The organism is Streptomyces sp. NPDC045956 (assembly GCF_056430705.1).
Genome location: NZ_JBWKKZ010000010.1, coordinates 240012 through 263069, shown reverse-complemented (window position 1 = coordinate 263069; position 23058 = coordinate 240012). Strand labels below are relative to the sequence as shown.

The window sequence follows — 23058 nt, the reverse complement described above, 5'->3', positions numbered from 1 at the left end:
ATGCCGGACGAGACGGTCGGCGCACGTGCCGTGTCCACCGAGGACAAGCTGCGGGACTACCTGAAGAGGGTCACCACGGACCTCGCCTCGGTCCGTCAGCGGCTGCGTGCCGCGGAGTCCACCGAGCACGAGCCGATCGCCATCATCGGCATGTCCTGCCGCTTCCCCGGCGGAGCGGACTCGCCCGAGGCGCTGTGGCGCCTGGTGCGGGACGGTGTCGACGCGATGGGTCCCTTCCCCGCCGACCGCGGCTGGGACCTGACGCACTTCGAGACCGGTGTCGCCGCGGACGTGCAGTTCTCCCGGGAGGGAGGCTTCCTCGACGGCGTCGCCGACTTCGACCCGTCGCTGTTCAACATCTCGCCGAACGAGGCGCTCGCGATGGACCCCCAGCAGCGGCTGATGCTGGAAACCTCCTGGGAGGCCGTGGAACGCGCGGGGATCGACCCGCTGTCCCTGCGCGGGAGCCGCACCGGCGTCTTCACCGGTGTCATGTACAACGAATACGCGTCGCGCATCATGTCCGTCCCGGACGAGGTCGCCGGGCACCTCGGCACCGGGAACAGCGGAAGCGTCGTCTCCGGCCGGGTCGCCTACACGCTGGGGCTGGAGGGCCCGGCCCTGACCGTGGACACCGCCTGCTCGTCGTCGCTGGTGGCGCTGCACCTGGCCATGCGGTCGCTGCGCAGCGGGGAGAGTTCGCTGGCCCTGGCCGGCGGCGTGGCCATCATGGTCACCCCGAACACCTTCTTCGACTTCGCCCTGTCCGGCGGCCTCGCCTCCGACGGCCGCTGCAAGGCCTTCTCGGCGGACGCCGACGGCACCGGCTGGGCCGAGGGCGTCGGTGTGCTGCTGGTGGAGCGCCTCTCGGACGCCGTCCGCAACGGGCACGAGGTGCTGGCGGTGGTGCGCGGTTCCGCGGTCAACCAGGACGGCGCGTCCAGCGGACTGACCGCGCCGAACGGCCCCTCGCAGGAGCGCGTGATCCGTGCAGCGCTGGCCGCGGCCCGGCTGACCGCCGCGGACATCGACGTGGTGGAGGCGCACGGTACGGGTACGACCCTGGGTGATCCGATCGAGGCGCAGGCGCTGTTGAACGCCTACGGTCAGGACCGGCCCGCCGGCCGGCCGTTGTGGCTGGGGTCGCTGAAGTCGAACATCGGGCACACGCAGGCCGCGGCGGGTGCCGGTGGTGTGATCAAGATGGTGCAGGCGCTGCGGCACGGGGTGCTGCCGCGCACCCTGCACGCGGACGAGCCCAGCCCGCACGTGGACTGGTCCTCGGGGGCCGTCGAGCTGCTCACCCAGCCGCTGGAGTGGCCGAGCGGGGAGCAGCCGCGCCGTGCCGCGGTGTCCTCCTTCGGCGTCAGCGGCACCAACGCGCACGTGGTGCTGGAGGAATACCGCGCACCGGAGCCCGCCGCCGCGCCCGTGGAGGAGCACGGGCCGGCAGGATCAGCGCCCCCGGTGCTGCCCTGGATCCTGTCCGGGCGCAGCCGGCAGGCGCTGCGGGGACAGGCCGCACGGCTGCTCAGCCACCTCCGGGACGTCGGGGAGGAGAACGCCCCGACGCCCGTGGACATCGGATACTCCTGCGCCACCACCCGGGCGACCCTGGAGCACCGCGCGGTGGTGCTGGCCGAGGACCATGCCGGGTTCCGCCGCGGCCTGACCGCCCTGGCCGAGGGCCGGGAGACCGCGGAGGTGATCGCCCGTACCCAGGACCCGGGGCAGGGCGGCACGGTGTTCGTGTTTCCGGGGCAGGGGTCGCAGTGGGCGGGGATGGCCGCGGAGCTGTGGGAGCGGGAGCCGGTGTTCGCCGAGGCGATGGCGGAGTGCGCGAGGGCGCTCGAGCCGTTCACCGATTTCTCGCTGCGGGAGGTGGTGCGGGGTGAGGGTGCCGGGCTGGAGCGGGTGGAGGTGGTCCAGCCGGTCCTGTGGGCGGTGATGGTGTCGCTGGCGAAGCTGTGGGCTTCGGTCGGGGTCGTGCCGGCGGCGGTGGTGGGGCATTCCCAGGGGGAGATCGCGGCGGCGGTGGTCGCCGGGGGTCTGTCGTTGGAGGACGGGGCGCGCGTGGTGGCGCTGCGGGCGCGTGCGATCGCCCGGGAGTTGGCGGGGCGGGGCGGGATGGTGTCCCTGGCGGTGCCGGTCCTGGAGGCGGAGAAGCTGGCGGCACGGTGGCCGGGGTTGTCGGTGGCGGCGGTCAACGGGCCGGGTTCCACGGTGGTGTCCGGTGAGGCGGGCGCGGTGGAGGAGTTGCTGGCGCACTGCGAGGCGGAGGGGATCAGGGCGCGGCGGGTCCCCGTGGACTACGCCTCGCACTGTGCGCAGGTGGAACGGATCCGGGAGCGGCTGCTGGAGGACCTGGCCCCCATCGCCCCGGTCTCCTCCACAGTGCCGTTCCACTCGACGGTCACCGGTGAGCGGATGGACACCGCCGGACTGGACGCGGAGTACTGGTACGAAAATCTCCGCAACACGGTGCGGTTCGAGGAGGTCACGCATGCCCTGCTGACCGAAGGACGCACCCTGTTCCTGGAGGTCAGCCCGCACCCCGGCCTCAGCCTGGGCATCGGCGAGAGCGTCGAGGCCCTCGGACTGCGCGCCTCCGTCCTGTGCACCCTGCGCCGAGGCGAGGGCGGGGTCCGGCGCTGGCTCACCGCGGTCGCCGAGGCCCACGTGCACGGCGTACGCGTCGACTGGGCCGCGGTGTACGCCGGCCGCGGCGGCACCCGCGTCGAATTGCCCACCTACGCCTTCCAGCGCCGCCGCTACTGGCTGGACACCGTCGCATTCGAACCGCCCGCCGAGGACCGCCCGCAGGACTGGTTCTGGTCCGCCGTCGAACAGGAGGACCTGCCCGCCCTCCAGCGCATGCTCGACGTGAGCGGCCGGACCCCGCTCGAAGAGGCGCTCACCGCTCTCTCCGCATGGCACCGGCGGGACCGCGAACGCAGCCGGATCGAAGGCTGGCGCTACCGGACCGCCTGGACACCCACCGCGCTCCCCGCCGGGCGGCTCGACGGCCGCTGGGTCCTGGCCGTACCGCCGGACCTCCCCGCACACCCGCTGGTCACCGCCGTCTCCGCGGCCCTGGCGGAGGCCGGCGCCGCCCCAGAACCTCTGCCCGTCACCCACCACGACGAGCGCGGCGCCCTCGCCGAGCGGCTGCGTGGCGCGAGCGGCGTACTGTCGCTGCTCTTCCTCACCGAGGGCCCCGTCCCCGAACACCCCGCCACCCCGGCCGCCTTCGCCGCCGCCCTCACCCTGCTGCACGCCGTGCACGACACGGGCGAACCGCTCCGCCTGTGGTGCGCCACCTCCGGCGCCGTCGCCGCCGCGCCGGGGGACACGGTCACTCACCCGGACCAGGCCCTGGCATGGGGGCTCGGCCGGGTCGCCGCCCACGAGTACACCCAGTGGGGCGGCCTCGTCGACCTGCCCGCCGCACCCGAACCGCGCGCCCTCGCCCGGCTCGCCACCGTCCTCGCCGGCACCGACGAGGACCAGGCGGCGCTCCGCGCCACCGGGATCTTCGTACCCCGGCTGCGCCGCGCCGAGCCCGCCCCGCCCCGCCGGATGTGGCAGCCGTCCGGCACGGTGCTCGTCACCGGCGGCACCGGCGGCATCGGCGCACACGTTGCCCGGTGGCTCGCCGCCTCCGGCGCGGAGCACCTGCTGCTGCTCAGCCGGCGAGGTCCCGAGGCCCCCGGCGCCACGGAACTCGTCGCCGAGCTGAGGGAGTCGGGCACCGACGTCACCGTGGCCGCGGTGGACGCGGCCGACCACGACGCGGTGGCCGCCGTCCTCGCGGACCTGCCCGCCGCCCGACCGCTGACCGCCGTCTTCCACGCCGCCGGGATCGTCGACTCGAGCATCCTGGACTCGCTCACCCCGGACCGCGTCGAGACCGTGCTGCGGGCCAAGGTCGCCGGCGCCCTCACCCTGCACCGGGCCACCGCCCACCTGGATCTGTCGGCCTTCGTCCTCTTCTCGTCGCTCGCCGGTGTCTTCGGTTCGGCCGGCGAGGGCAACTACGCACCCGGCAACGCCTTCCTGGACGCCTTCGCGCAGTACCGCCGTTCCCAGGGCCTGGTCGCGACCTCGGTCGCCTGGGGCTCGTGGGCGGGCGCCGGCATGGCGGAGGGCGACTTCGGTGACGTCCTGGAGCGCCACGGCATCCCCCGGATGGAACCCGAGCACGCCCTGGCGGGCCTGCGTTCGGCGCTGGAGGGCGACGAGACCACGCTCGCCCTCGCCGACATCCGCTGGGAGGTCTTCTCCTGGTTCTTCACCGCCACCCACCCCAGCCGCCTGCTCGACGAACTCCCGGACGTGCGCAAGCTCCGGCAGACCGCACAGCAGGAGCCTGCCCGGAGCAGCGCCACCGACCAGGAGAGTCTCTCGCCGGCCCAGCGGCTGGCGGGGGCCTCGGAGGCGGAACGCAACCGGTTCCTGCTCGACCTGGTCCGGGACCAGGTGGCGCTGGTGCTCGGCCACGAGTCGGGCTCCGAGGTGGAGCCGGGCCGGGCGCTCGGTGAACTCGGCCTCACCTCGGCGGGCGCCGTCGAGCTGCGCAACCGCCTCACCTTCACCACCGGGCTGCGCATCTCCGCGACGGTCGTCTTCGACCACCCCAGCCCGCTGGCCCTCGCCCGCTTCCTGGCCACCGAGATCATCGGCGGCAGCGAGGACGGCGTCGCCGAGGCCGCCGCCGCGGCCGTGCCCGGAGGCGACGGCACCCCCGTCGTGGACGACCCGATCGTCATCGTCGGCATGGCCTGCCGCTTCCCCGGCGGCGTCCGCTCCCCGGAAGACCTGTGGAGACTGGTCGAGTCCGGCACCGACGCGATGGGGCCCTTCCCGGCCGACCGCGGCTGGGACCTCGACGCGCTCGGCGGCGACTACCCGCGGACGGGCGGTTTCCTCCCCGACGCGACCGACTTCGACGCCGAGCTGTTCGGCATCTCGCCGCGCGAGGCGCTGGCCATGGACCCGCAGCAGCGACTGCTCCTCGAAGCCTCGTGGGAGGCGCTGGAACGCGCGGGCATCCACCCCCGGTCGCTGGCAGGTTCACGCACGGCGGTGTACGCCGGCACCGGCGGTCAGGACTACCTGGCCGTGCTGGCGGGCGACCCGGCGGCCGGCGAAGGCTACCTGGTCACCGGCGGTTCCCCCAGCGTCCTGTCCGGCCGGGTCGCCTACGCCTTCGGGCTGGAGGGCCCGGCGGTCACCGTGGACACCGCCTGCTCGTCGTCCCTGGTCGCCCTGCACCTGGCCTGCCAGTCGCTCCGGTACCGGGAGAGCGACCTCGCCCTGGTCGGCGGAGTCAACGTGATCTCCCTGCCGTCCGTCTTCGCCGAGTTCAGCAAGCAGCGCGGCCAGGCCGCCGACGGCCGCTGCAAGGCCTTCGCCGCCTCCGCGGACGGCGCCGGATGGGGAGAGGGCGTCGGCGTACTCCTGGTCGAGCGGCTCTCGGACGCCCGCCGGCGCGGGCACGAGGTGCTGGCCGTGGTCCGTGGCAGCGCCGTCAACTCCGACGGGGCCTCGAACGGCCTGACGGCACCGAACGGGCCCGCACAGCAGCGGGTGATCCGCGCGGCGCTGGCCTCCGCCGGACTGGAGGCGACCGACGTCGATCTGGTGGAGGCGCACGGTACGGGCACACGGCTCGGCGACCCGATCGAGGCGGAGGCGCTGCTGGCGACGTACGGCAGGGACCGCGCGGAACCCCTCTACCTGGGGTCGGTGAAGTCCAACATCGGCCACACCCAGGCCGCCGCCGGAGTCGTGGGCGTGATCAAGGCCGTCATGGCGTTGCGGCACGGGGTCCTGCCGGCGACGCTGCACGTGGACGAGCCGACCCCCGAGGTGGACTGGTCGCCCGGCACGGTGGAACTGCTCACCGAGAACCGCCCCTGGCCCGAGGCGGGCCGCCCGCGCCGGGCCGGCGTCTCCTCGTTCGGGATCAGCGGCACCAACGCCCACACCATCCTGGAAGAGGCGCCGGAAACGGGCCGGGGACCCGTCGATGTACGAGGCGAACGCCCCGGCCTCCCGCTGCCCGTCGCGCTGTCCGGCGCCACGCCGGACGCACTGGCCAGGCAAGCCGCCCTGCTCGCCGGGCTGGACGCGGACACCGCCGACCTGGCGCACTCCCTGGCCACCACGCGGGCCGAACTGGCGCACCGCGCCGTGGTCCTCGGCTCCCACACGGCCGCCCTGACGGCCCTCGCCACGGGCGAGCACACCCAGGACGCGGTGACCGACAAGGTAGTGCACGGTGGCCTGGCGCTGCTGTTCTCGGGTCAGGGTTCGCAGCGGCCGGGGATGGGCCGGGAGCTGTACGAGGCGTTTCCGGTGTTCGCGGATGCTTTCGACGCGGTGTGTGCGCGGGTGGATGTAGGGCGTCCGTTGCGTGAGGTGGTGTTCGGCGAGGATGCCGGGCTGCTGGAGCGGACGGTTTACGCGCAGGCGGGGTTGTTCGCGCTGGAGGTGGCGCTGTTCCGGCTGCTGGAGTCCTGGGGTGTGGTCCCGGATGTGCTGGTCGGGCATTCCATCGGCGAGCTGGCCGCCGCGCATGTGGCGGGGGTGTTGTCGCTGGACGACGCCTGCGCTCTGGTCTCGGCGCGGGGGCGGTTGATGGACGCGTTGCCCGAGGGTGGGGCGATGCTGGCCGTGGAGGTGGCCGAGGAGGACCTGGAGCTGCCCGACGGGGTGGACCTGGCAGCGGTCAACGGGCCCACGTCGGTGACGGTCTCCGGTGAGGCGGCAGCGGTCTCCGAACTGGAGGAGCGGCTCCGGACACAAGGTGTGCGGGTGAAGCGCCTCGCGGTCTCGCACGCCTTCCACTCCCGCCTGATGGAGCCGATGCTGGCCGACTTCGCGGCCGTCGCGGAGTCGTTGACGTACCACGCCCCGCAGATCCCGGTCCTCACCACCGCCCCGGGTGACCTGGCCACCCCCGAGTACTGGGTGGGCCAGGTGCGCGAGCCGGTCCGCTTCGCCGACGCCCTCGGCCGGCTCACCGGGGTGCGGACGGCACTGGAGCTGGGCCCCGCCGGGGTGCTCTCCGCCCTGGCCCAGGAGCAGGACGACACCCTGGTCCCCGTTCCCGCGCTGCGCCCGGACCGTCCCGAGGCCGCCACCCTCGTCCATGCCGTCGCCCGCCTGTACACCCGGGGCGTCCCCGTGGACTGGTCCAGCTACCTCGCCCCCTTCGCGGGCGCCCGGATCGCGCTGCCCACCTACCCCTTCGCCCGCCACCGGTACTGGCCCGAGCCGGTGGCCGCCCCTCGCCCCGTCGCCGGGGAGAACCCGGCCGAGCGTGACTTCTGGGCGGCCGTGGACTCGACCGACGCCGAGGCCGTCGCCGGTGCGCTGTGCCTGGACGAGGAGCAGCGCGAGGGCCTCGGCGCCGTCCTGCCCGCGCTCGCCGCCTGGCGGGAGCAGAGCCGCCACAGGGCCACCACCGACGCCTGGCGCTACCGCGTCGGCTGGAGCCAGGTCACCGACCGCCAGGAACGGCTGACCGGCACCTGGCTCCTGGTCACCGGGGGCGAGGTGCCCGGCGGGCTCGTCGACGGCCTGAGCGGCGCGGGTGCCGACCTCGTCGAGCTGACGGAAGCCGGCACGGACCGCGCGGAGTGCGCCGCGGCTCTGGCCCGTGCGGCCTCGGCCGCCGCCGAGCGCGGCCGTCCCGTCGCCGGGATGCTCGCCCGCGTGGACACCGCCGCCGACCTGCTGCGGCTCGTCCAGGCCCAGGGCGACGCCGGACTCGCCGCACCGCTGTGGTGCCTCACCTCCGGCGCGGTCGCGGTCGCACCCGGTGACGTGTGCGACCCGACGGCCGCCCAGCTGTGGGGCCTCGGCCGCGTCGCCGCACTCGAACACCCCGACCGCTGGGGCGGCCTGGTCGACGTACCGGCCCACCTCGACCGGCGAGCGGCCGACCGGCTGGTCCAGCTGCTGGCCGGAGACTCGGGCGAGGACCAGGCGGCCGTCCGGCCCACGGGCCTGCACGCCCGCCGGCTGCGGCGCGCCCCCACCGGCGCGCCCGGTCAGCCCCGGCCCGCCGAGTGGCGCGCCGACGGTCCGGTCCTGCTCACCGGGGGCACCGGTGCGCTCGGCGCCAAGGTCGCCCGACTGCTGGCCGAACGCGGCGCCACTCGCCTGGTCGTGGCGAGCCGGCGCGGCCCCGCCGCACCCGGCGCGTCCGACCTCGTCGCGGACCTCGCGGAACGTGGCTGCGACGCCGTCGTCGTCCCCTGCGACCTGAGCGACCGCGGCGCGGTGGCCGAGCTGCTGGAACGCCACCCCGTGACCGCGGTCGTCCACGCCGCGGGGATCGTCGACGACGGTGTGCTCGACGCGCTGACCCCGGAGCGGCTCGCCGCCGTACTCGACGCCAAGGCCCACTCCGCCGACGCACTGGACGAACTCACCGGCGAGCTGACCGACTTCGTCGTCTTCTCCTCGGTCGCGGGCGTCATCGGCAGCGCCGGACAGGGCCCCTACGCGGCCGCCAACGCGCACCTCGACGCCCTGGTGGAACGCCGCCGCGCCCGGGGTCTGCCCGGCACCGCCCTCGCCTGGGGCGCCTGGGCCGGGGCCGGCATGGCCGCCGACCCGGCCGCCGCCGCCCGCCTGGCACGCGGCGGACTGCCCGGCATGGAGGAGAACCGGGCCCTGGAGGCCCTGGCCACCGCCCTCACCGAGAGGGACGGCGCACTGGTCGTCGCCGACATCGACTGGGAACGCTTCGTGCCGGGCTTCACCGCGGTACGGCGCAGCCGGCTGTTCGCCGAACTCCCCGAGGCGGTCCCGGTCGTCCGCGCAGTCCAGGCCACCGGCCCGGTCACCCCCACCGCGCCGGGCGCCGACGCCGCCGAGCAGGCCCGCCACGTGGAACACCTCGTCCTGGAGGCCGTCGCGGGCGTCCTCGGTCACGGTTCACCGGCCGACGTCGACCGCGAACGCGCCTTCCACGACATGGGCTTCGACTCCCTCACCGCCCTGGAGCTGCGCAACCTCCTGGCCGCCCGGACCGGGCTCACCCTGCACGCCGGCCTCGTCTTCGACTTCCCCACCCCCGGCGCGCTCGCCGAACACCTGCTCGGCTCGCTGTCCGGCGGAGCGGCCGCCTCCGACACTCCCCGCGCCGGAGACGGGGGCCGGGCGGCGGCCGACGAACCCATCGCCATCATCGGCATGTCCTGCCGCTTCCCCGGCGGAGTCGACTCGCCCGAGGCGCTGTGGCGTCTGGTGCGGGACGGCGTCGACGCGATGGGTGACTTCCCCGCCGACCGGGGCTGGGACCTCGACACCCTGCTCGGCCACGACGGCCCCTCGCACACCCGCTCGGGCGGCTTCCTCGACGACATCGCCGCCTTCGACGCGGGCCTGTTCGGCATCTCCCCGCACGAGGCGCTCGCCATGGACCCGCAGCAGCGGATGCTGCTGGAGAGCGCCTGGGAGGCGTTCGAGCGCGCGGGCATCGACCCCACCTCCGTGCGCCGGAGCGACACCGGAGTGTTCGCGGGCACCAACGGCCAGGACTACCTGGCGCTGCTGCTCGGCTCCGAGGCCGCCACGGCGGGACACCTGGGCACCGGCAACTCCGCCAGCGTCCTCTCCGGCCGGATCTCGTACACGTTCGGCCTGCGCGGGCCCGCCCTCAGCGTGGACACCGCCTGCTCCTCGTCCCTGGTCGCGCTCCACCTCGCCGCCCGGTCCCTGCGGGCGGGGGAGTGCTCGATGGCCCTGGCCGGCGGCGTCACCGCGATGCCGCTGCCCGGCACGTTCATCGAGTTCAGCACCCAGGGCGCGCTCTCCTCCGACGGCCGCTGCAAGGCCTTCTCCGCCGACGCCGACGGCACCGGCTGGGGAGAGGGCGTCGGTCTGCTCCTGCTGGAGCGGCTCTCCGACGCGGAACGCAACGGGCACCGGGTACTGGCGGTGGTGCGGGGCAGCGCGGTCAACCAGGACGGCGCCTCCAACGGTCTGACCGCGCCGAACGGCCCCTCGCAGGAACGGGTGATCCGGGCGGCGCTGGCCGACGCGCGGCTGACCGCCGCCGAGGTGGACGCCGTGGAGGCACACGGTACGGGCACGAGGCTGGGCGACCCGATCGAGGCGCAGGCGCTGCTGGCGACGTACGGGCAGGGGCGCGAAGAGCCCCTGTACCTGGGGTCGGTGAAGTCGAACATCGGGCACACGCAGGCGGCCGCGGGCGTCGCCGGCGTCATCAAGATGGTGGAGGCGCTGCGGCACGGACTGCTGCCCGCCACCCTGCACGCGCGGGAGCCCTCCGCACAGGTGGACTGGTCGGCGGGGGCCGTGGAACTCCTCACCGAGGCGCGGCGGTGGCCGGAGTCGGACCGGCCGCGCCGAGCGGGTGTGTCCTCGTTCGGGATGAGCGGCACCAACGCGCACGTGATCCTGGAGAGCGCGCCGCAGGCCCTCGACGCGACCGGCGCCCCGGCGGAGGCGAATCCGTCGGGCGCCGGTGCGGTGGTGCCGTGGCTGCTGTCGGCGCGGAGCGGGGAAGCGCTGCGCGGGCAGGCGGAGCGGCTGCTGACCGCCGGTGGGACCGATCCCGTGGACGTGGCCTGGTCGTTGGCCACCGGGCGCGCGGTGCTGGATCAGCGTGCCGTGCTGCTGGGCCCCGACCACGCGACACAGCTGCGGGCACTGGCGGCCGCCGAGGAGACGGCCGGAGTGGTGCGCGGCGGCGCGGTCCGGGGCGGCACGGTGTTCGTGTTCCCGGGACAGGGCTCCCAGTGGGCCGGCATGGCGGCCGAACTGCTCGACGCGGAACCGGTGTTCGCCGCGCGGATGGAGCAGTGCCGACAGGCGCTGGAGCCCTTCACCGACTTCTGCCTGCTGGAGGTGGTCAGGGGCGAGGGGGCCGCACTGGAGCGGGTCGAGGTCGTGCAACCGGTGCTCTGGGCGGTGATGGTGTCGCTGGCCGAGCTGTGGGCTTCGGCGGGTGTCGCCCCCTCCGCGGTGGTGGGGCATTCGCAGGGAGAGATCGCGGCCGCGGTGGTGGCGGGGGCGCTGTCCGTGGACGACGGGGCGCGGGTGGTGGCGCTGCGGGCGCGTGCCATCGCCGACGAGCTGGCCGGGTTCGGCGGAATGGTGTCGCTGGCCGTCTCCCGCGAGGCGGCACAGGAGCTGACCGGCCGCTGGGAGGGCCTCTCGGTCGCGGCGGTCAACGGCCCCGGCTCGACGGTCGTCTCGGGGAACGTGTCGGGGCTGGAGGCACTGGTCGCCCACTGCGCCGCCGCCGGGATACGGGCCCGCCGCCTGCCGGTGGACTACGCGTCGCACTCCGCGCACGTCGAGCGGCTCAGGACCCGCCTCCTGACCGACCTCCGGGACGTGGACCCGGCGCCCTCCTCCGTGCCCTTCTACTCGGCACTCACCGGCGGACGGATCGACACGTCCACCCTGGGCGCCGAGTACTGGTACGACAACCTGCGCGCCACCGTCCGCTTCGAGGACGCCACCCGCGCCCTGCTGGACGACGGGAACCGGCTGCTGATCGAGGTCAGCCCCCACCCCGTGCTCACCGTGGGCCTGCGGGAGACCCTGGACGACACGGACCTCCCCGGCGCCGTCCTGAACACCCTCCGACGCGGCGAGGGCGGCCGGGAACGCTGGCTCACCGCGCTCGCCGAGGCCCACGTGCGGGGAGTCGGGATCGACTGGCAGCGCCTCCTCCCCGAGGGCCGTCCGGTCGACCTGCCCACCTACGCCTTCGACCGCGACCGCTACTGGCCCGACCCCGTCGAGCACGCCGCCGACGGGCGGGCCGGCTCGCCCCCCGGCGGAACGGACCGGGCGGAGCAGGCGTTCTGGAACGACGTCGAACGCGGCGACACCACCGCCGTCGCCAGGACCCTGGGCCTCGACGCGCCGGGCCTCGACGCACAGGGCCTCGACCAGGTGCTGCCCGCCCTCGCCTCCTGGCGGCGGGCCCGCCGCGAGGACGCCACCGTGGACTCCCGGCGCTACGAGGTGACCTGGCGCCCCCTGGTCGGCCTGCCGGCCACCACGCCGACGGGACGATGGCTGCTCGCCCTCCCGCCGGCCGGCGCCGAGGCGGAGACGGAGACCGTACGCACCGCACTGGCCCACGCCGAGGTCACCGAGATCCGCGTCCCCGCCGGCACCGAACGGAGCGCACTGGCAGGGACACTGCGCCAGTTGTCCGCACCGGGCGACTTCACGGGGGTCGTCTCCCTGCTGGCGGTCGCCGACCGGCCGCACCCCGGGGACGAGGTCCTCGCCCCCGGAACCGGCGACACCGTCACCCTGGTGCAGACGCTCGGCGACGCCGGGATCGGCGCCCCGCTGTGGTGCCTCACCCGCGGCGCGGTCACCGTGGGCCGCTTCGACACGGCGGCCGACCCCGACCGGGCCATGCTGTGGGGCCTGGGCCGGGTGGCCGCGCTGGAGCACCCCGAGCGCTGGGGCGGGCTCATCGACCTGTCCGCGACCGCGGACGCCCGCTTTACCGCCCGGCTCGGCGCACTCCTGGCGGGCGCCGCCGAGGACGAGGACCAGCTGGCCGTACGACCCTCCGGGGTGTTCTCCCGCCGGGTACGGCGTGCCGCGGCGGAACCCGTCACGGCCCCGTGGACCCCCGGCGGCCCGGTCCTGGTCACCGGCGGGACCGGGGCGCTCGGCCGCGAGGTCGCCCGCTGGCTCGCCCGACGCGGCGTCACCGAGCTGCTCCTCGTCAGCCGGACGGGACCGCAGGCCCCCGGCACCGGCGAACTGGTCGCCGAACTGGCCGGGATCGGAGCCACCGCGGTCGTCGCCGCCTGCGACGTCAGCGACCGGGAGGCCCTCGCCGCCCTGCTGGAACGCAACCCGGTCACCGGCGTCGTCCACACCGCGGGCATCTCGACCACCGCGCCCCTGGCCGGCACCTCGCCGGCCGAGATCGCCGACCACGTCCGCGCCAAGGTGCTCGGCGCCGTCCACCTGGACGCCCTGCTGGGCGACCGGGCCGACCTCTTCGTGCTGTTCTCCTCGATCGCCGGTGTCTGGGGCGGGGGAGGGCAGGCCGCGTACGCCGCCGCCAACGCCCACCTCGACGCGCTCGCCGAACACCGCAGGGCCCACGGCCGGGCGGCCACCGCCGTCGCGTGGGGAGCCTGGGACGGCAGCGGCATGGTCGCCGACCGGGACGCCGGCGACTACCTGCGGGAGCGGGGCATCACCCCCATGCCGCCCCGGCTGTGCCTGGCCGCCCTGGCCTCCGCCGTCGACTCCGGCCGCCCCACCGGCGTGTTCGCCGACGTCGACTGGGACCGCTTCGTTCCCACGTTCACCGCCCGCCGGCCCAGCCCCCTGGTGAGCGACCTGCCGGAGGCGGCCACCGGCCGGGCCGACGCCTCCGAGGCCACGGCCGGGACCGACGGCAGCGCGGAGGGCCGCGCGCTGCGTGCCAGACTCCAAGCGGCCGACGCCGCCGACCGCCACCGCCTCCTGCTCGACGTCGTGCGCAGCGTGGTCGCCACCGTGCTCGGCCACCCCGGCCCCCGGGCCGTCGACCCCGACCGCGTCTTCACCGAACTCGGCATCGACTCGCTCACCGCGCTCCGGGTCCGCGACGGCCTGACCGGCGCCACCGGCCTCCGGCTACCGGCCACCCTGGTCTTCGACCACCCCACCGCCCGCGCGGCCGCCACCGAACTGCTCTCCCGGCTGGGCGCCGCGGAGCCGGCCCCCACGCAGGCAGCCGCACGTCCCGCCGAGCGGGCCGCGGCGGACGACCCGGTCGTCATCGTCTCCATGAGCTGCCGCTACCCGGGCGGCGCCGACTCCCCGGAGAACCTCTGGGAGGTGGTCGCGGCCGGGACCGACGCCATGTCGCCCTTCCCCGTGGACCGCGGCTGGGACCTGCCCGACACGGGCGACTTCACCGCCGAGGGCGGATTCCTGCACGACGCCACCGAGTTCGACGCCGACCTGTTCGGCATCTCGCCCCGCGAGGCCGTCGCCATGGACCCCCACCAGCGGCTGCTCCTGGAGAGCGCCTGGGAACTGCTGGAGCGCGGGGGCATCGCGCCGACCGCCCTACGGGGCACCCGCACCGGAGTCTTCGTCGGCGCCTCCGCCGGCGGCTACGCCATGGCCGGCGTCCTGCCGGAGGGCTCCGAGAGCCACGCCATGACCGGCACCTCGGGCAGTGTGCTGTCCGGCCGCGTCTCCTACGTCTTCGGCCTGGAGGGCCCCGCGGTCACCGTGGACACGGCCTGCTCGTCGTCCCTGGTGGCCCTGCACCTGGCGGCGCAGTCGCTGCGCAGCGGCGAGTGCTCCATGGCGCTCGCGGGCGGCGTCACCGTGATGCACTCGCCCGTCGTGTTCGCCGAGTTCGGCCGCCAGGGCGGCCTCGCCTCCGACGGCCGCTGCCGCTCCTTCGCCGCCTCCGCGGACGGCACCGGCTGGGGCGAGGGCGTGGGCCTGGTGCTGCTGGAGCGGCTCTCGGACGCGCGCCGCAACGGGCACCGGGTGCTCGGCGTGGTGCGGGGCAGCGCGGTCAACCAGGACGGCGCCTCCAACGGCCTGACGGCCCCGAACGGCCCCGCGCAGCAGCGGGTCATCCGCGCCGCGCTGGCCGCGGCCGGCCTGGAGGCCGCCGAGGTGGACGCGGTGGAGGCACACGGCACCGGCACGAAGCTGGGCGACCCGATCGAGGCGCAGGCGCTGCTCGCCACCTACGGCCAGGACCGCGAGGTACCCCTCTACCTGGGGTCGGTGAAGTCCAACATCGGTCACGCCCAGGCCGCTTCGGGCATCGCGGGCGTCATCAAGACCGTCGAGGCGATCCGCCGGGGCGTGCTGCCCAGGACACTGCACGTGGACGAGCCCACCCCGGAGGTCGACTGGTCGGCCGGCGCCGTCGAACTCCTCACCGACGACCGGCGCTGGCCGCGGACGGGCCGGGCCCGCAGAGCCGGCGTGTCCTCGTTCGGGATCAGCGGCACCAACGCCCACGTCCTCATCGAGGAGGCTCCGCCGGAGCCCGGGACCGCACCGTCGCCGGCCGGCGGGCCGGACACCGCTGCCCCGCTCCTGCTCTGGCCGGTCTCGGGCCGGTCCGAGGCCGCACTGCGGGCCCAGGCCGACCGGCTCCGCTCGCACGTCGACCGCACCGGCGCCACGCTCGACCTGCGCGCCGCCGCCCATCACCTGGCCACCGCCAGGGCCGCCCTGGAACACCGCGCCGTCGTGCTGGCACCCGACGCCGAAGGGCTCCGCCGCGGACTCGCCGGGCTCGCCGACGCGGCCGGGACCGCGGCCGGCACCGTCCGGGGCGAGGCCGGGCGCGGCGACCTCGCCTTCGTCTTCTCCGGCCAGGGCGCGCAACGCGTCGGCATGGGCCGCGAACTGTACGAGACGTACCCCGTGTTCGCCGACGCCTTCGACGCGGTCTGCGCCCACCTCGACCCGGACCTGGACCGCCCGCTGCGCGAGGTCGTCCTGCACGACGCCGACGCGCTCGGCCGCACCGCCTGGACCCAGCTCGGCCTCTTCGCCTTCGAGGTCGCGCTCTTCCGGCTGCTGGAGTCCTGGAGCGTGACCCCCGACCGGCTGGCCGGGCACTCCGTGGGCGAGGTCGCCGCCGCCCACGTCGCCGGCGTCCTCCCGCTCGCCGACGCCTGCACCCTGGTGGCCGCCAGGGGACGGCTCATGGGGGCGCTGCCCGAGGGCGGCGCGATGATGTCCGTGCGGATGACCGAGGCCGAGGCGCACGCCGCGTTGAGCGGGTACGAGGACCGGGCGGCGGTCGCCGCCGTCAACAGCCCGGACGACGTCGTCCTCTCCGGCGACGCCGACGCCCTGGCGGAGCTGGCCGAGGAGGCCGGGCGGACCGGTCGCACCTTCCGCTTCCTGGACGTCTCGCACGCCTTCCACTCCCCGCGCGTGGACCCCGTGCTGGCCGACTTCGCCGCCGTGGCCGCGTCCCTGACGTACCACCCCGCCCGCATCCCGCTGGTGTCCACGGTCACGGGCCTCCCGGACGACGGCGCGATGTCCGCTCCGGAGTACTGGGTCCGTCAGATACGCGCCACCGTTCGCTTCTCCGACGCCGTCGACACCCTGCTGGACCAGGGCGTGACCCGCTTCGCCGAGATCGGACCCGGTGCCGCGCTCACCGTCCCGCTGGAGCGGAACCTGGAACGCGCCCGCTCCCTCGACGACACCACCGGCACCCTCTGCGTGGCGCTCCAGCGCTCCGGCAGGGAGGAACCCGCCGCGCTGCTCACCGCCGTCGCCCGGCTGCACACGGCCGGCGTCCCCGTCGGCTGGGACGCGCTCCTCGGACCCGTCACCGGGCCCCGCCCCGACCTGCCGACGTACGCCTTCCAGCGACGCCGCTACTGGCCCGAGCCGCACCCCACCGCGGCACCGCCCCCCGCGCCCGACACGGCACCGGAACCGGGCACGGCACCGGCGCCAGGCACGGCACCGGATGCGGGCGCGGCCCCCGGCCCCGCCGGTCTCGACCGGCCCGGGGCGGCGCTCGACCTCGTCCGCGGCACGGCCGCCACGGTGCTCGGCCACACCGACGCCGCGTCCGTCGCCCCCGACCGGCAGTTCCTGGAACTCGGCGTCGACTCGCTCGCCGCGCTGGAGATCCGCGCCACCCTGGAGCGGGCGACGGGCCTGACGCTGCCGGCCACCGTCGTCTTCGACCACCCCACACCGGCCGCCCTCGCCCGCCACCTCGCCGCCGCCACGGCCGCCGACGGCGGGGCCACGGACAGCACGGCGCCCGCCGTGACGCTCGGCATCTCGCCCACCGACCGGAACCCGGTGGGCCTGCTGGACTCCCTCTACCGGGAGGCCGTGCGCACCGGGCGCATCACGGAGCTCCTCGAACTGGTCGGCGAGACCGCGAAGTTCCGGCCGATGGCCGACCACGTGACCCAGGCCGGCGGACCGGCGACGCTCACCGCCCTGGCCGACGGCCCGGCGTCCGAGCTGCTGGTCTGCGTCAGCGGACTGACGGCCGGAGGCGGTCCCCAGGAGTTCGTCCGCCTGGCCGCGCCCCTGCGCGGCGCACGGCGCGTGGCCGCGGTCCCCGTCCTCGGCTACGGCCGCGGCGAGCTGCTGCCCGCGACCCCCGAAGTCGCCCTCGACTGGCAGGCCCGCGGCATCCTCGCCCACGCCCAGGACACGCCGGTCGTCCTCTTCGGGCACTCCGGTGGCGCGATCCTCGCCCACCGCCTCGCCGTGCGCCTCGCCGAACTCGGCGCACCCCCGGCCGGGCTGGTGCTGGCGGACGTCTACCGGCTCGACGACCCCCTGATGGCCGACTGGAGCGCCGAACTCTCCGAAGGGGTCTTCGAGCGGGCGGAGCAGTTCGTACCCATGGACGACAGCCGTCTCACCGCGATGACCTGGTACGGCAACCTGTTCTGGGAGACGCCGCGCCCCGACACCCGCGTTCCCACGCTCCTGCTGCGTGCCTCGGAGCCCCTGCGCGAGCCCGCCGACGGCCGCGACTGGCGCAGCTCGTGGAAGGCGGCCCGCGACATCGTCGACGTACCGGGCAACCACTTCACGATGATGGCCGAGCACGCCGGCACCACGGCCCGCGCCGTCCACCGGTGGATCGAGGAGCTGCCCCGATGACCGCGGCGGAGCCACCCCACCGGCACTCCGGCCGGCCTCGCCCCTGAGCCGGCGTCCAGGCCCCGCAGCCCGCCCGGGTGCCCGGACAGCTCACATCCCACACCCGAGGAAGGCCCCCATGGTCACAGACCAGAGCCCCGAGGCGCCCCTGAAGACGGTGCGCGGCTGCCGTCTCGTCACGCTCCCGGACAACACCGACCCGCGCGGCTCCCTCACCGTGATCGAGCGGGGACAGCACGTCGACTTCCCGGTCGAGCGGGTCTTCTTCGTGCACGGAGTACCGCCGCAGGCGGTCAGGGGACTGCACATGCACCGGGAACTGCACGAACTGATCGTGGCCGCCGCCGGATCCTTCGAGGTCGTCGTGGACGACGGGTTCTCGCGCGCCACGGTGCGCCTGGACCGCCCGGACCAGGCGCTGCACGTGGAACCCGGCGTGTGGACCGAGTTCGCCGGCTTCTCGCCCGACGCGCTCTGCCTGGTCCTCGCCTCGGCCCCGTACGCACTGGACGACTACCTCTACGACTACGACGAGTTCGTGCGGACCGTACGCCTTCCCCGTGCCGGAGCCGCCGCCGGCCTGGTGGGGACGGACGGGCCGGGCGAGAGGCACCTGGACGCACAGACGACCGAACGACCCCTGGGAGCAGACGCGTGACGACCGACCGGCACCAGACCATCTACGAACGCGGCGAGATGTACGAGGCCTTCTACCGGGGCCGGGGCAAGGACTACACGGGTGAGGCCGACCTGGTGACGTCCCTGGTGCGGGAGCGGCTGCCGGAGGCCGACTCGCTGCTGGACGTCGCCTGCGGCTCGGGCGACCACCTCGCGCGCTTCGCCGCCTCCTTCGGGCACGTCGAGGGCCTCGACCTGTCCGAGGACATGGTGCAGCTGGCCGGGAAGAACACCGGGGTCCCCGTCCACCGGGGCGACATGCGCGACTTCACCCTCGACCGCACCTTCGGCGCGGTGGTCAGCCTGTTCAGCGGGGTGGCGTACTGCGCCGACCCCGACGAACTCACCGCCACCCTCCGCAGCTTCGCCCGCCACCTCGTGCCGGGCGGCGTCATCGTCATCGAACCCTTCTGGCTCCCGGAGGACTTCCTGGAGGGCTACGTGGGCACCGACACGGTCGAGTCGGGCGGGCGTACCTACGTCCGCGTGTCCCACTCCGTCCGCGACGGCGGGGTCAGCCACATGGAGGTGCACTACCTGGTGGCGTCCGCGGAGGACGGCGTCACGCACTTCTCCGACGTGCACCGCACCACGCTGTTCACCCGTGAGGAGTACGAGAGCGCCTTCGCCCGCGCGGGGTGCGAGGTCGAGTACGTGAAACGCCCGCTCGCGCCACGCGGTCTGTTCGTCGGAACCGCCCCCGCGGCCTGACCGACGGCCGCGCCCCCGAGAGAACCCCGAGACGGACGTCAGGGTCGTAGGGGTCGTCCCGTAGGGGGGCGTAAGGGGGATCAACCGATCGGTTGATCCCCCTGACGAGCGTGATGGGCGATGTGCCGACCGGGCCCGGCCCGGCACGGTGGAAGCATGACTCTGATCGAAGTGAGCGACCTGCGCAAGAGCTACGGCGGACGTCCCGTCGTGGACGGCGTCTCCCTCGCGGTGGAGGAGGGTGAGATCTTCGGGGTCCTCGGACCCAACGGCGCCGGCAAGACCACCACCGTCGAGTCCATCCTCGGACTGCGCGTCCCGGACAGCGGCACGATCCGCGTGTGCGGTCTCGATCCGGTCGCCGACCGTGCGAAGACGACCCTCATCGTGGGCGCGCAGCTCCAGGAGAGCGAGCTGCAGGGAAAGCTCACCGTCACCGAGGCACTCCAGCTCTACGCCGGCTGCTACCCCCGCCCCGCCGACTGGCGCACCCTGGCCGTGCGCCTCGGCCTGGAGGAGAAGCTCGACACCCGTTTCGCCCAGCTGTCCGGCGGCCAGAAGCAGCGGCTGGCCATCGCCCTCGCCCTGGTCGGCAGCCCCCGGGTCGTCATCCTGGACGAGCTGACGACCGGCCTGGACCCGGCGGCACGCCGCGAGGTGTGGTCGCTGATCGAGGAGGTCCGGGCGAGCGGCGTCACCATCCTCCTCGTCACGCACTTCATGGAGGAGGCGCAGCGGCTGTGCGACCGGGTCGCGATCTTCGACCGGGGGCGGGTCGCCGCACTGGACACCCCGTCCGGGCTGGTGGCGCAGTCCGCGAGCGGCACCGTCATCTCCTTCACCCCCTCCCGCCCGCTGGACGAGGACGTCCTCGCGGCCCTGCCGGGCCTCGCCTCCGTCTCCCACCACGACGGACGGATCACCCTCGCCGGAACCGACGAGACCGTGAACGCGGTGATCACCCTGCTCGCCCGCAACCGGGTCAGCGCCCACCAGCTGCGCGTCACCGACTCCACCCTCGACGACGCCTTCCTCAACCTGACGGGAGCCGACGCATGAGCGCCGCCACCGCACCCCCGGTACCCTCCGCCACCGCCACGCCCCGCCCCGGGCGGGCCGTGCTCCGCGCCGAACTGCTCCTGTTCTTCCGCGAGCCCGGCTCGGTGTTCTGGGTCATGGCCTTCCCCACGCTGCTGCTGGTGGTCCTCGGCTTCATCCCCTCCATGACGGAGCCCATGGACGAACTCGGCGGTCTCACCACGGTCGAGGCCTACGTGCCCGTCGCCGTACTCCTTTCGATGATCATGGCCGGTCTGATGGCCATGCCCCCGGTGATCACCGGCTACCGCGAGCGCGGCATCCTGCGCCGGATGTCCACCACCCCGGTGCGCCCCACCGCCGTTCTCGGCGCCCAGGTGGGACTGCACGCCGTCGCCTCGCTGATCTCCGCCGTGCTCACCCTCGCGGTGGGGCGCATCGTCTCCGACGTCGGCCTGCCGGGCGAGGTCCTGGGCTACGCGCTGACCCTGCTGCTGGCGGTGGTGTGCCTGATGGCGCTCGGCGCGCTGATCTCCGCGCTGTCCCCCACCGCGAAGATCGCCCAGGCGGTCAGCCTGACGGTGTTCTTCCCCGCCATGCTCGCGGCCGGTGTCTACATGCCCGTCCAGCAGATGCCCGACCTGATGGCCTCCATCGTGGAGGCGCTGCCCTTCGGCGCCGCCGCCCAGGCCCTCAACCAGGCCACCGCCGGCGACTGGCCGGACTGGATCCACCTCGGCGTACTGGCGCTGTGGACGCTGGTGCTGTCCGCTTCCGCCACGCGCTGGTTCCGCTGGGAGTGACGAACGTGTCCCGCGCGCCGGGTGCCATGGCCGACACTGAGGGCGTGGCACCCGACGCGACCCTCCCCGTCCCCGAGCCGCAGGCCGCGCCCCCCGCGCAGCCCCGGCTGCTCCTGCGCTTCAGCCCTCCCGTCCTCCTCGGCGTCGGCCTGGTGCTCGCCGCGGCGACCTCGTCCCTGGTCGGCATGGACGGCGCCGAGTGGACGGCGGCCGGAATACTGGCCGCCGCGGCGCTCGCCCTGCAACTGTGGTGGGACCGCGCGGCACGCGGCCGCCCGGGCCCCGGCCCGGCCGGCGCCCTGTACTACGCGCTGCGCTCGGTCCTGGCGTTCGGCCTGGCCTGGATCAACCCCTTCTGCGCCTTCTACGCCGCGGTCGGATGCTTCGACACCGAGCGCCTGGTGCCCCGCCGCTGGGTTCCCCTCGGCCTGCTGGCCACCGCCGCGACGATCGCCGGCGCGCAGATCGGGGGCCTGCCCCCCGACGACACGGCGAGCTGGGTGTTCTACGGCATGCTGGTCGCCGTCAACACGGGCATCTTCCTGACCGTCCAGCAGGACACGGAGAAGGAGGAGGACCGCGCCCGCGAACGGGTGGAGACCATCCGCGAGCTGGAACACGCCAACATCGCGCTGGAGCGGGCCCTGGTGGAGAACGCGGCCCTGCACGACCAGCTGATGCTCCAGGCGAGGGAGGCCGGGATCGCGGACGAGCGCCGCCGGCTCGCCGCGGAGATCCACGACACCGTCGCCCAGGACCTGACCGGCGTCATCACCCAGCTCCAGGTCGTCACCGACACCCAGGAACAGGGCCCGGCCCGCGTGCACGCCGAACGCGCCCTGCACCTGGCCCGGCACAGCCTCGGCGAGGCACGCCGGGCCGTCGCCAACCTCGCGCCCGTCGCGCTGGCCGAGGACGACCTGCCCGAGGCGCTGAAGAAGACCGTCGTCCGCTGGTCCGAACGCACCGGGGTGCAGGCCGAGTTCGCCCTCACCGGCTCCGACGAACCGCTGCACGAGGAAGTACAGGGGACGCTGCTGCGGATCGCCGCGGAGGCCCTGTCCAACACGGCACGCCACGCCGGAGCCACCCGGGTCGGCGTGACCCTCTCCTACATGGGCGAGGAGGTCGTGCTCGACGTGCGCGACGACGGCCGGGGCTTCGACCCGTCCGCCCTGCCCGAGCGCGACACCGCGTCCGGGTTCGGCCTCAAGGGCATGCGGGCCCGCGCGGAGCGGCTGGCGGGGGAGCTGACCGTGGAGTCCGAGCCGGGCCTGGGCACCGCCGTGTCCGCACGCGTACCGTCGGTTCCCTATGGACGCTGAGAACAACGGGACGATCACCCTGCTGATCGCCGACGACCACCCGGTGGTGCGCGACGGCCTGCGCGGCATGCTGGAGCCCGCGGACGGCTTCACCGTGCTCGGAGAGGCGTCCGGCGGCACGGAAGCGGTCGAGATGACGCTGCGCATGGACCCGGACGTCGTCCTGATGGACCTGCGCATGCCGGCCGGCAGCGGCGTGGAGGCCATCGCCGAGCTGACCCGGCGGGGCGCACGGGCCCGCGTGCTGGTGCTCACCACCTACGACACCGACTCCGACACCCTGCCCGCCATCGAGGCCGGGGCGACGGGGTACCTGCTGAAGGACGCGCTGCGCGACGAGCTGTTCGCGGCCATCCGGGCGGCGGCGGAGGGCCGCACCGTACTGTCCCCGGCGGTCGCCTCACGCCTCGTCACGGCGGTGCGCGGCCCCGCCCGGCGGCCGGTCGACGACACGCTCTCCGCCCGGGAACTGCAAGTGCTGGAGCACGTGGCGCGCGGCACGTCCAACCGGGAGATCGCCCGCGAGCTGTTCATCAGCGAGGCGACCGTCAAGACGCACCTGACCCACATCTACGACAAGCTGGACGCGAGGGACCGGGCCGCCGCGGTCGCCGTCGCCTACCGTCGCGGCCTCCTGGGCTGACCACGCCCCCGTACCCCCTGGGCCGGACCGCGCCGCCTCCCCCTAGTCGCCTGGTCAGGGGCGGCGGCGCGCAGGCTAGGGGTTGGCCGCTCGTCGGCCCCCTGGCTAGCGTCGGAGTGCTTCAGCCGGGGAAGAGCGGCCGGAACACGGTGGGCGCGCAACCGTCTGCCCTGGCAGCCGGCCGGTCGGGTCCGGCGATCTC

At 74.9% G+C, this 23058-nt stretch carries 7 protein-coding genes; all 7 read left to right on the top strand.

Going from position 1 to position 23058, the window contains the following annotated elements:
- The 7 genes from AC07FV_RS26065 (at window position 1) to AC07FV_RS26035 (ending at window position 22856) form a co-directional block, all read left to right on the top strand.
- On the top strand, window positions 1-17658 hold the full coding sequence (locus tag AC07FV_RS26065) for a type I polyketide synthase (RefSeq protein ID WP_479089658.1): 17658 nt from the start codon (window positions 1-3) through the stop codon (window positions 17656-17658).
- Between the two features lie 118 nt (window positions 17659-17776).
- Window positions 17777-18316 (top strand): sugar 3,4-ketoisomerase, encoded by a 540-nt coding sequence (locus AC07FV_RS26060; RefSeq protein ID WP_479089657.1) that lies wholly within the window; start codon window positions 17777-17779, stop codon window positions 18314-18316.
- Entirely contained in the window at window positions 18313-19047 is a 735-nt protein-coding gene (locus tag AC07FV_RS26055; RefSeq protein ID WP_479089656.1) for a class I SAM-dependent methyltransferase, read from the top strand. Before AC07FV_RS26060 ends, AC07FV_RS26055 begins: the two co-directional genes overlap by 4 nt.
- Before the next feature lie 156 nt (window positions 19048-19203).
- Window positions 19204-20106: an ABC transporter ATP-binding protein gene (locus AC07FV_RS26050; RefSeq protein WP_383635732.1), complete on the top strand. Its 903-nt coding sequence runs from the start codon at window positions 19204-19206 to the stop codon at window positions 20104-20106.
- On the top strand, window positions 20103-20888 hold the full coding sequence (locus AC07FV_RS26045; RefSeq protein WP_479089655.1) for an ABC transporter permease: 786 nt from the start codon (window positions 20103-20105) through the stop codon (window positions 20886-20888). The genes AC07FV_RS26050 and AC07FV_RS26045 overlap by 4 nt, the downstream gene beginning before the upstream one ends.
- A gap of 26 nt (window positions 20889-20914) precedes the next feature.
- A complete protein-coding gene (locus AC07FV_RS26040; protein ID WP_479089654.1) occupies window positions 20915-22213 on the top strand; it encodes a sensor histidine kinase in 1299 nt (432 codons plus the stop codon).
- Entirely contained in the window at window positions 22203-22856 is a 654-nt protein-coding gene (locus AC07FV_RS26035; protein WP_384694735.1) for a response regulator, read from the top strand. Before AC07FV_RS26040 ends, AC07FV_RS26035 begins: the two co-directional genes overlap by 11 nt.
- Window positions 22857-23058: the final 202 nt, after the last annotated feature.

Coding starts and splice junctions, on each gene's coding strand:
- AC07FV_RS26060 (WP_479089657.1), top strand. CDS start 17,777: ATGGTCACAGACCAGAGCCCCGAGGCGCCCCTGAAGACGGTGCGCGGC.
- AC07FV_RS26045 (WP_479089655.1), top strand. CDS start 20,103: ATGAGCGCCGCCACCGCACCCCCGGTACCCTCCGCCACCGCCACGCCC.
- AC07FV_RS26050 (WP_383635732.1), top strand. CDS start 19,204: ATGACTCTGATCGAAGTGAGCGACCTGCGCAAGAGCTACGGCGGACGT.
- AC07FV_RS26035 (WP_384694735.1), top strand. CDS start 22,203: ATGGACGCTGAGAACAACGGGACGATCACCCTGCTGATCGCCGACGAC.
- AC07FV_RS26065 (WP_479089658.1), top strand. CDS start 1: ATGCCGGACGAGACGGTCGGCGCACGTGCCGTGTCCACCGAGGACAAG.
- AC07FV_RS26040 (WP_479089654.1), top strand. CDS start 20,915: ATGGCCGACACTGAGGGCGTGGCACCCGACGCGACCCTCCCCGTCCCC.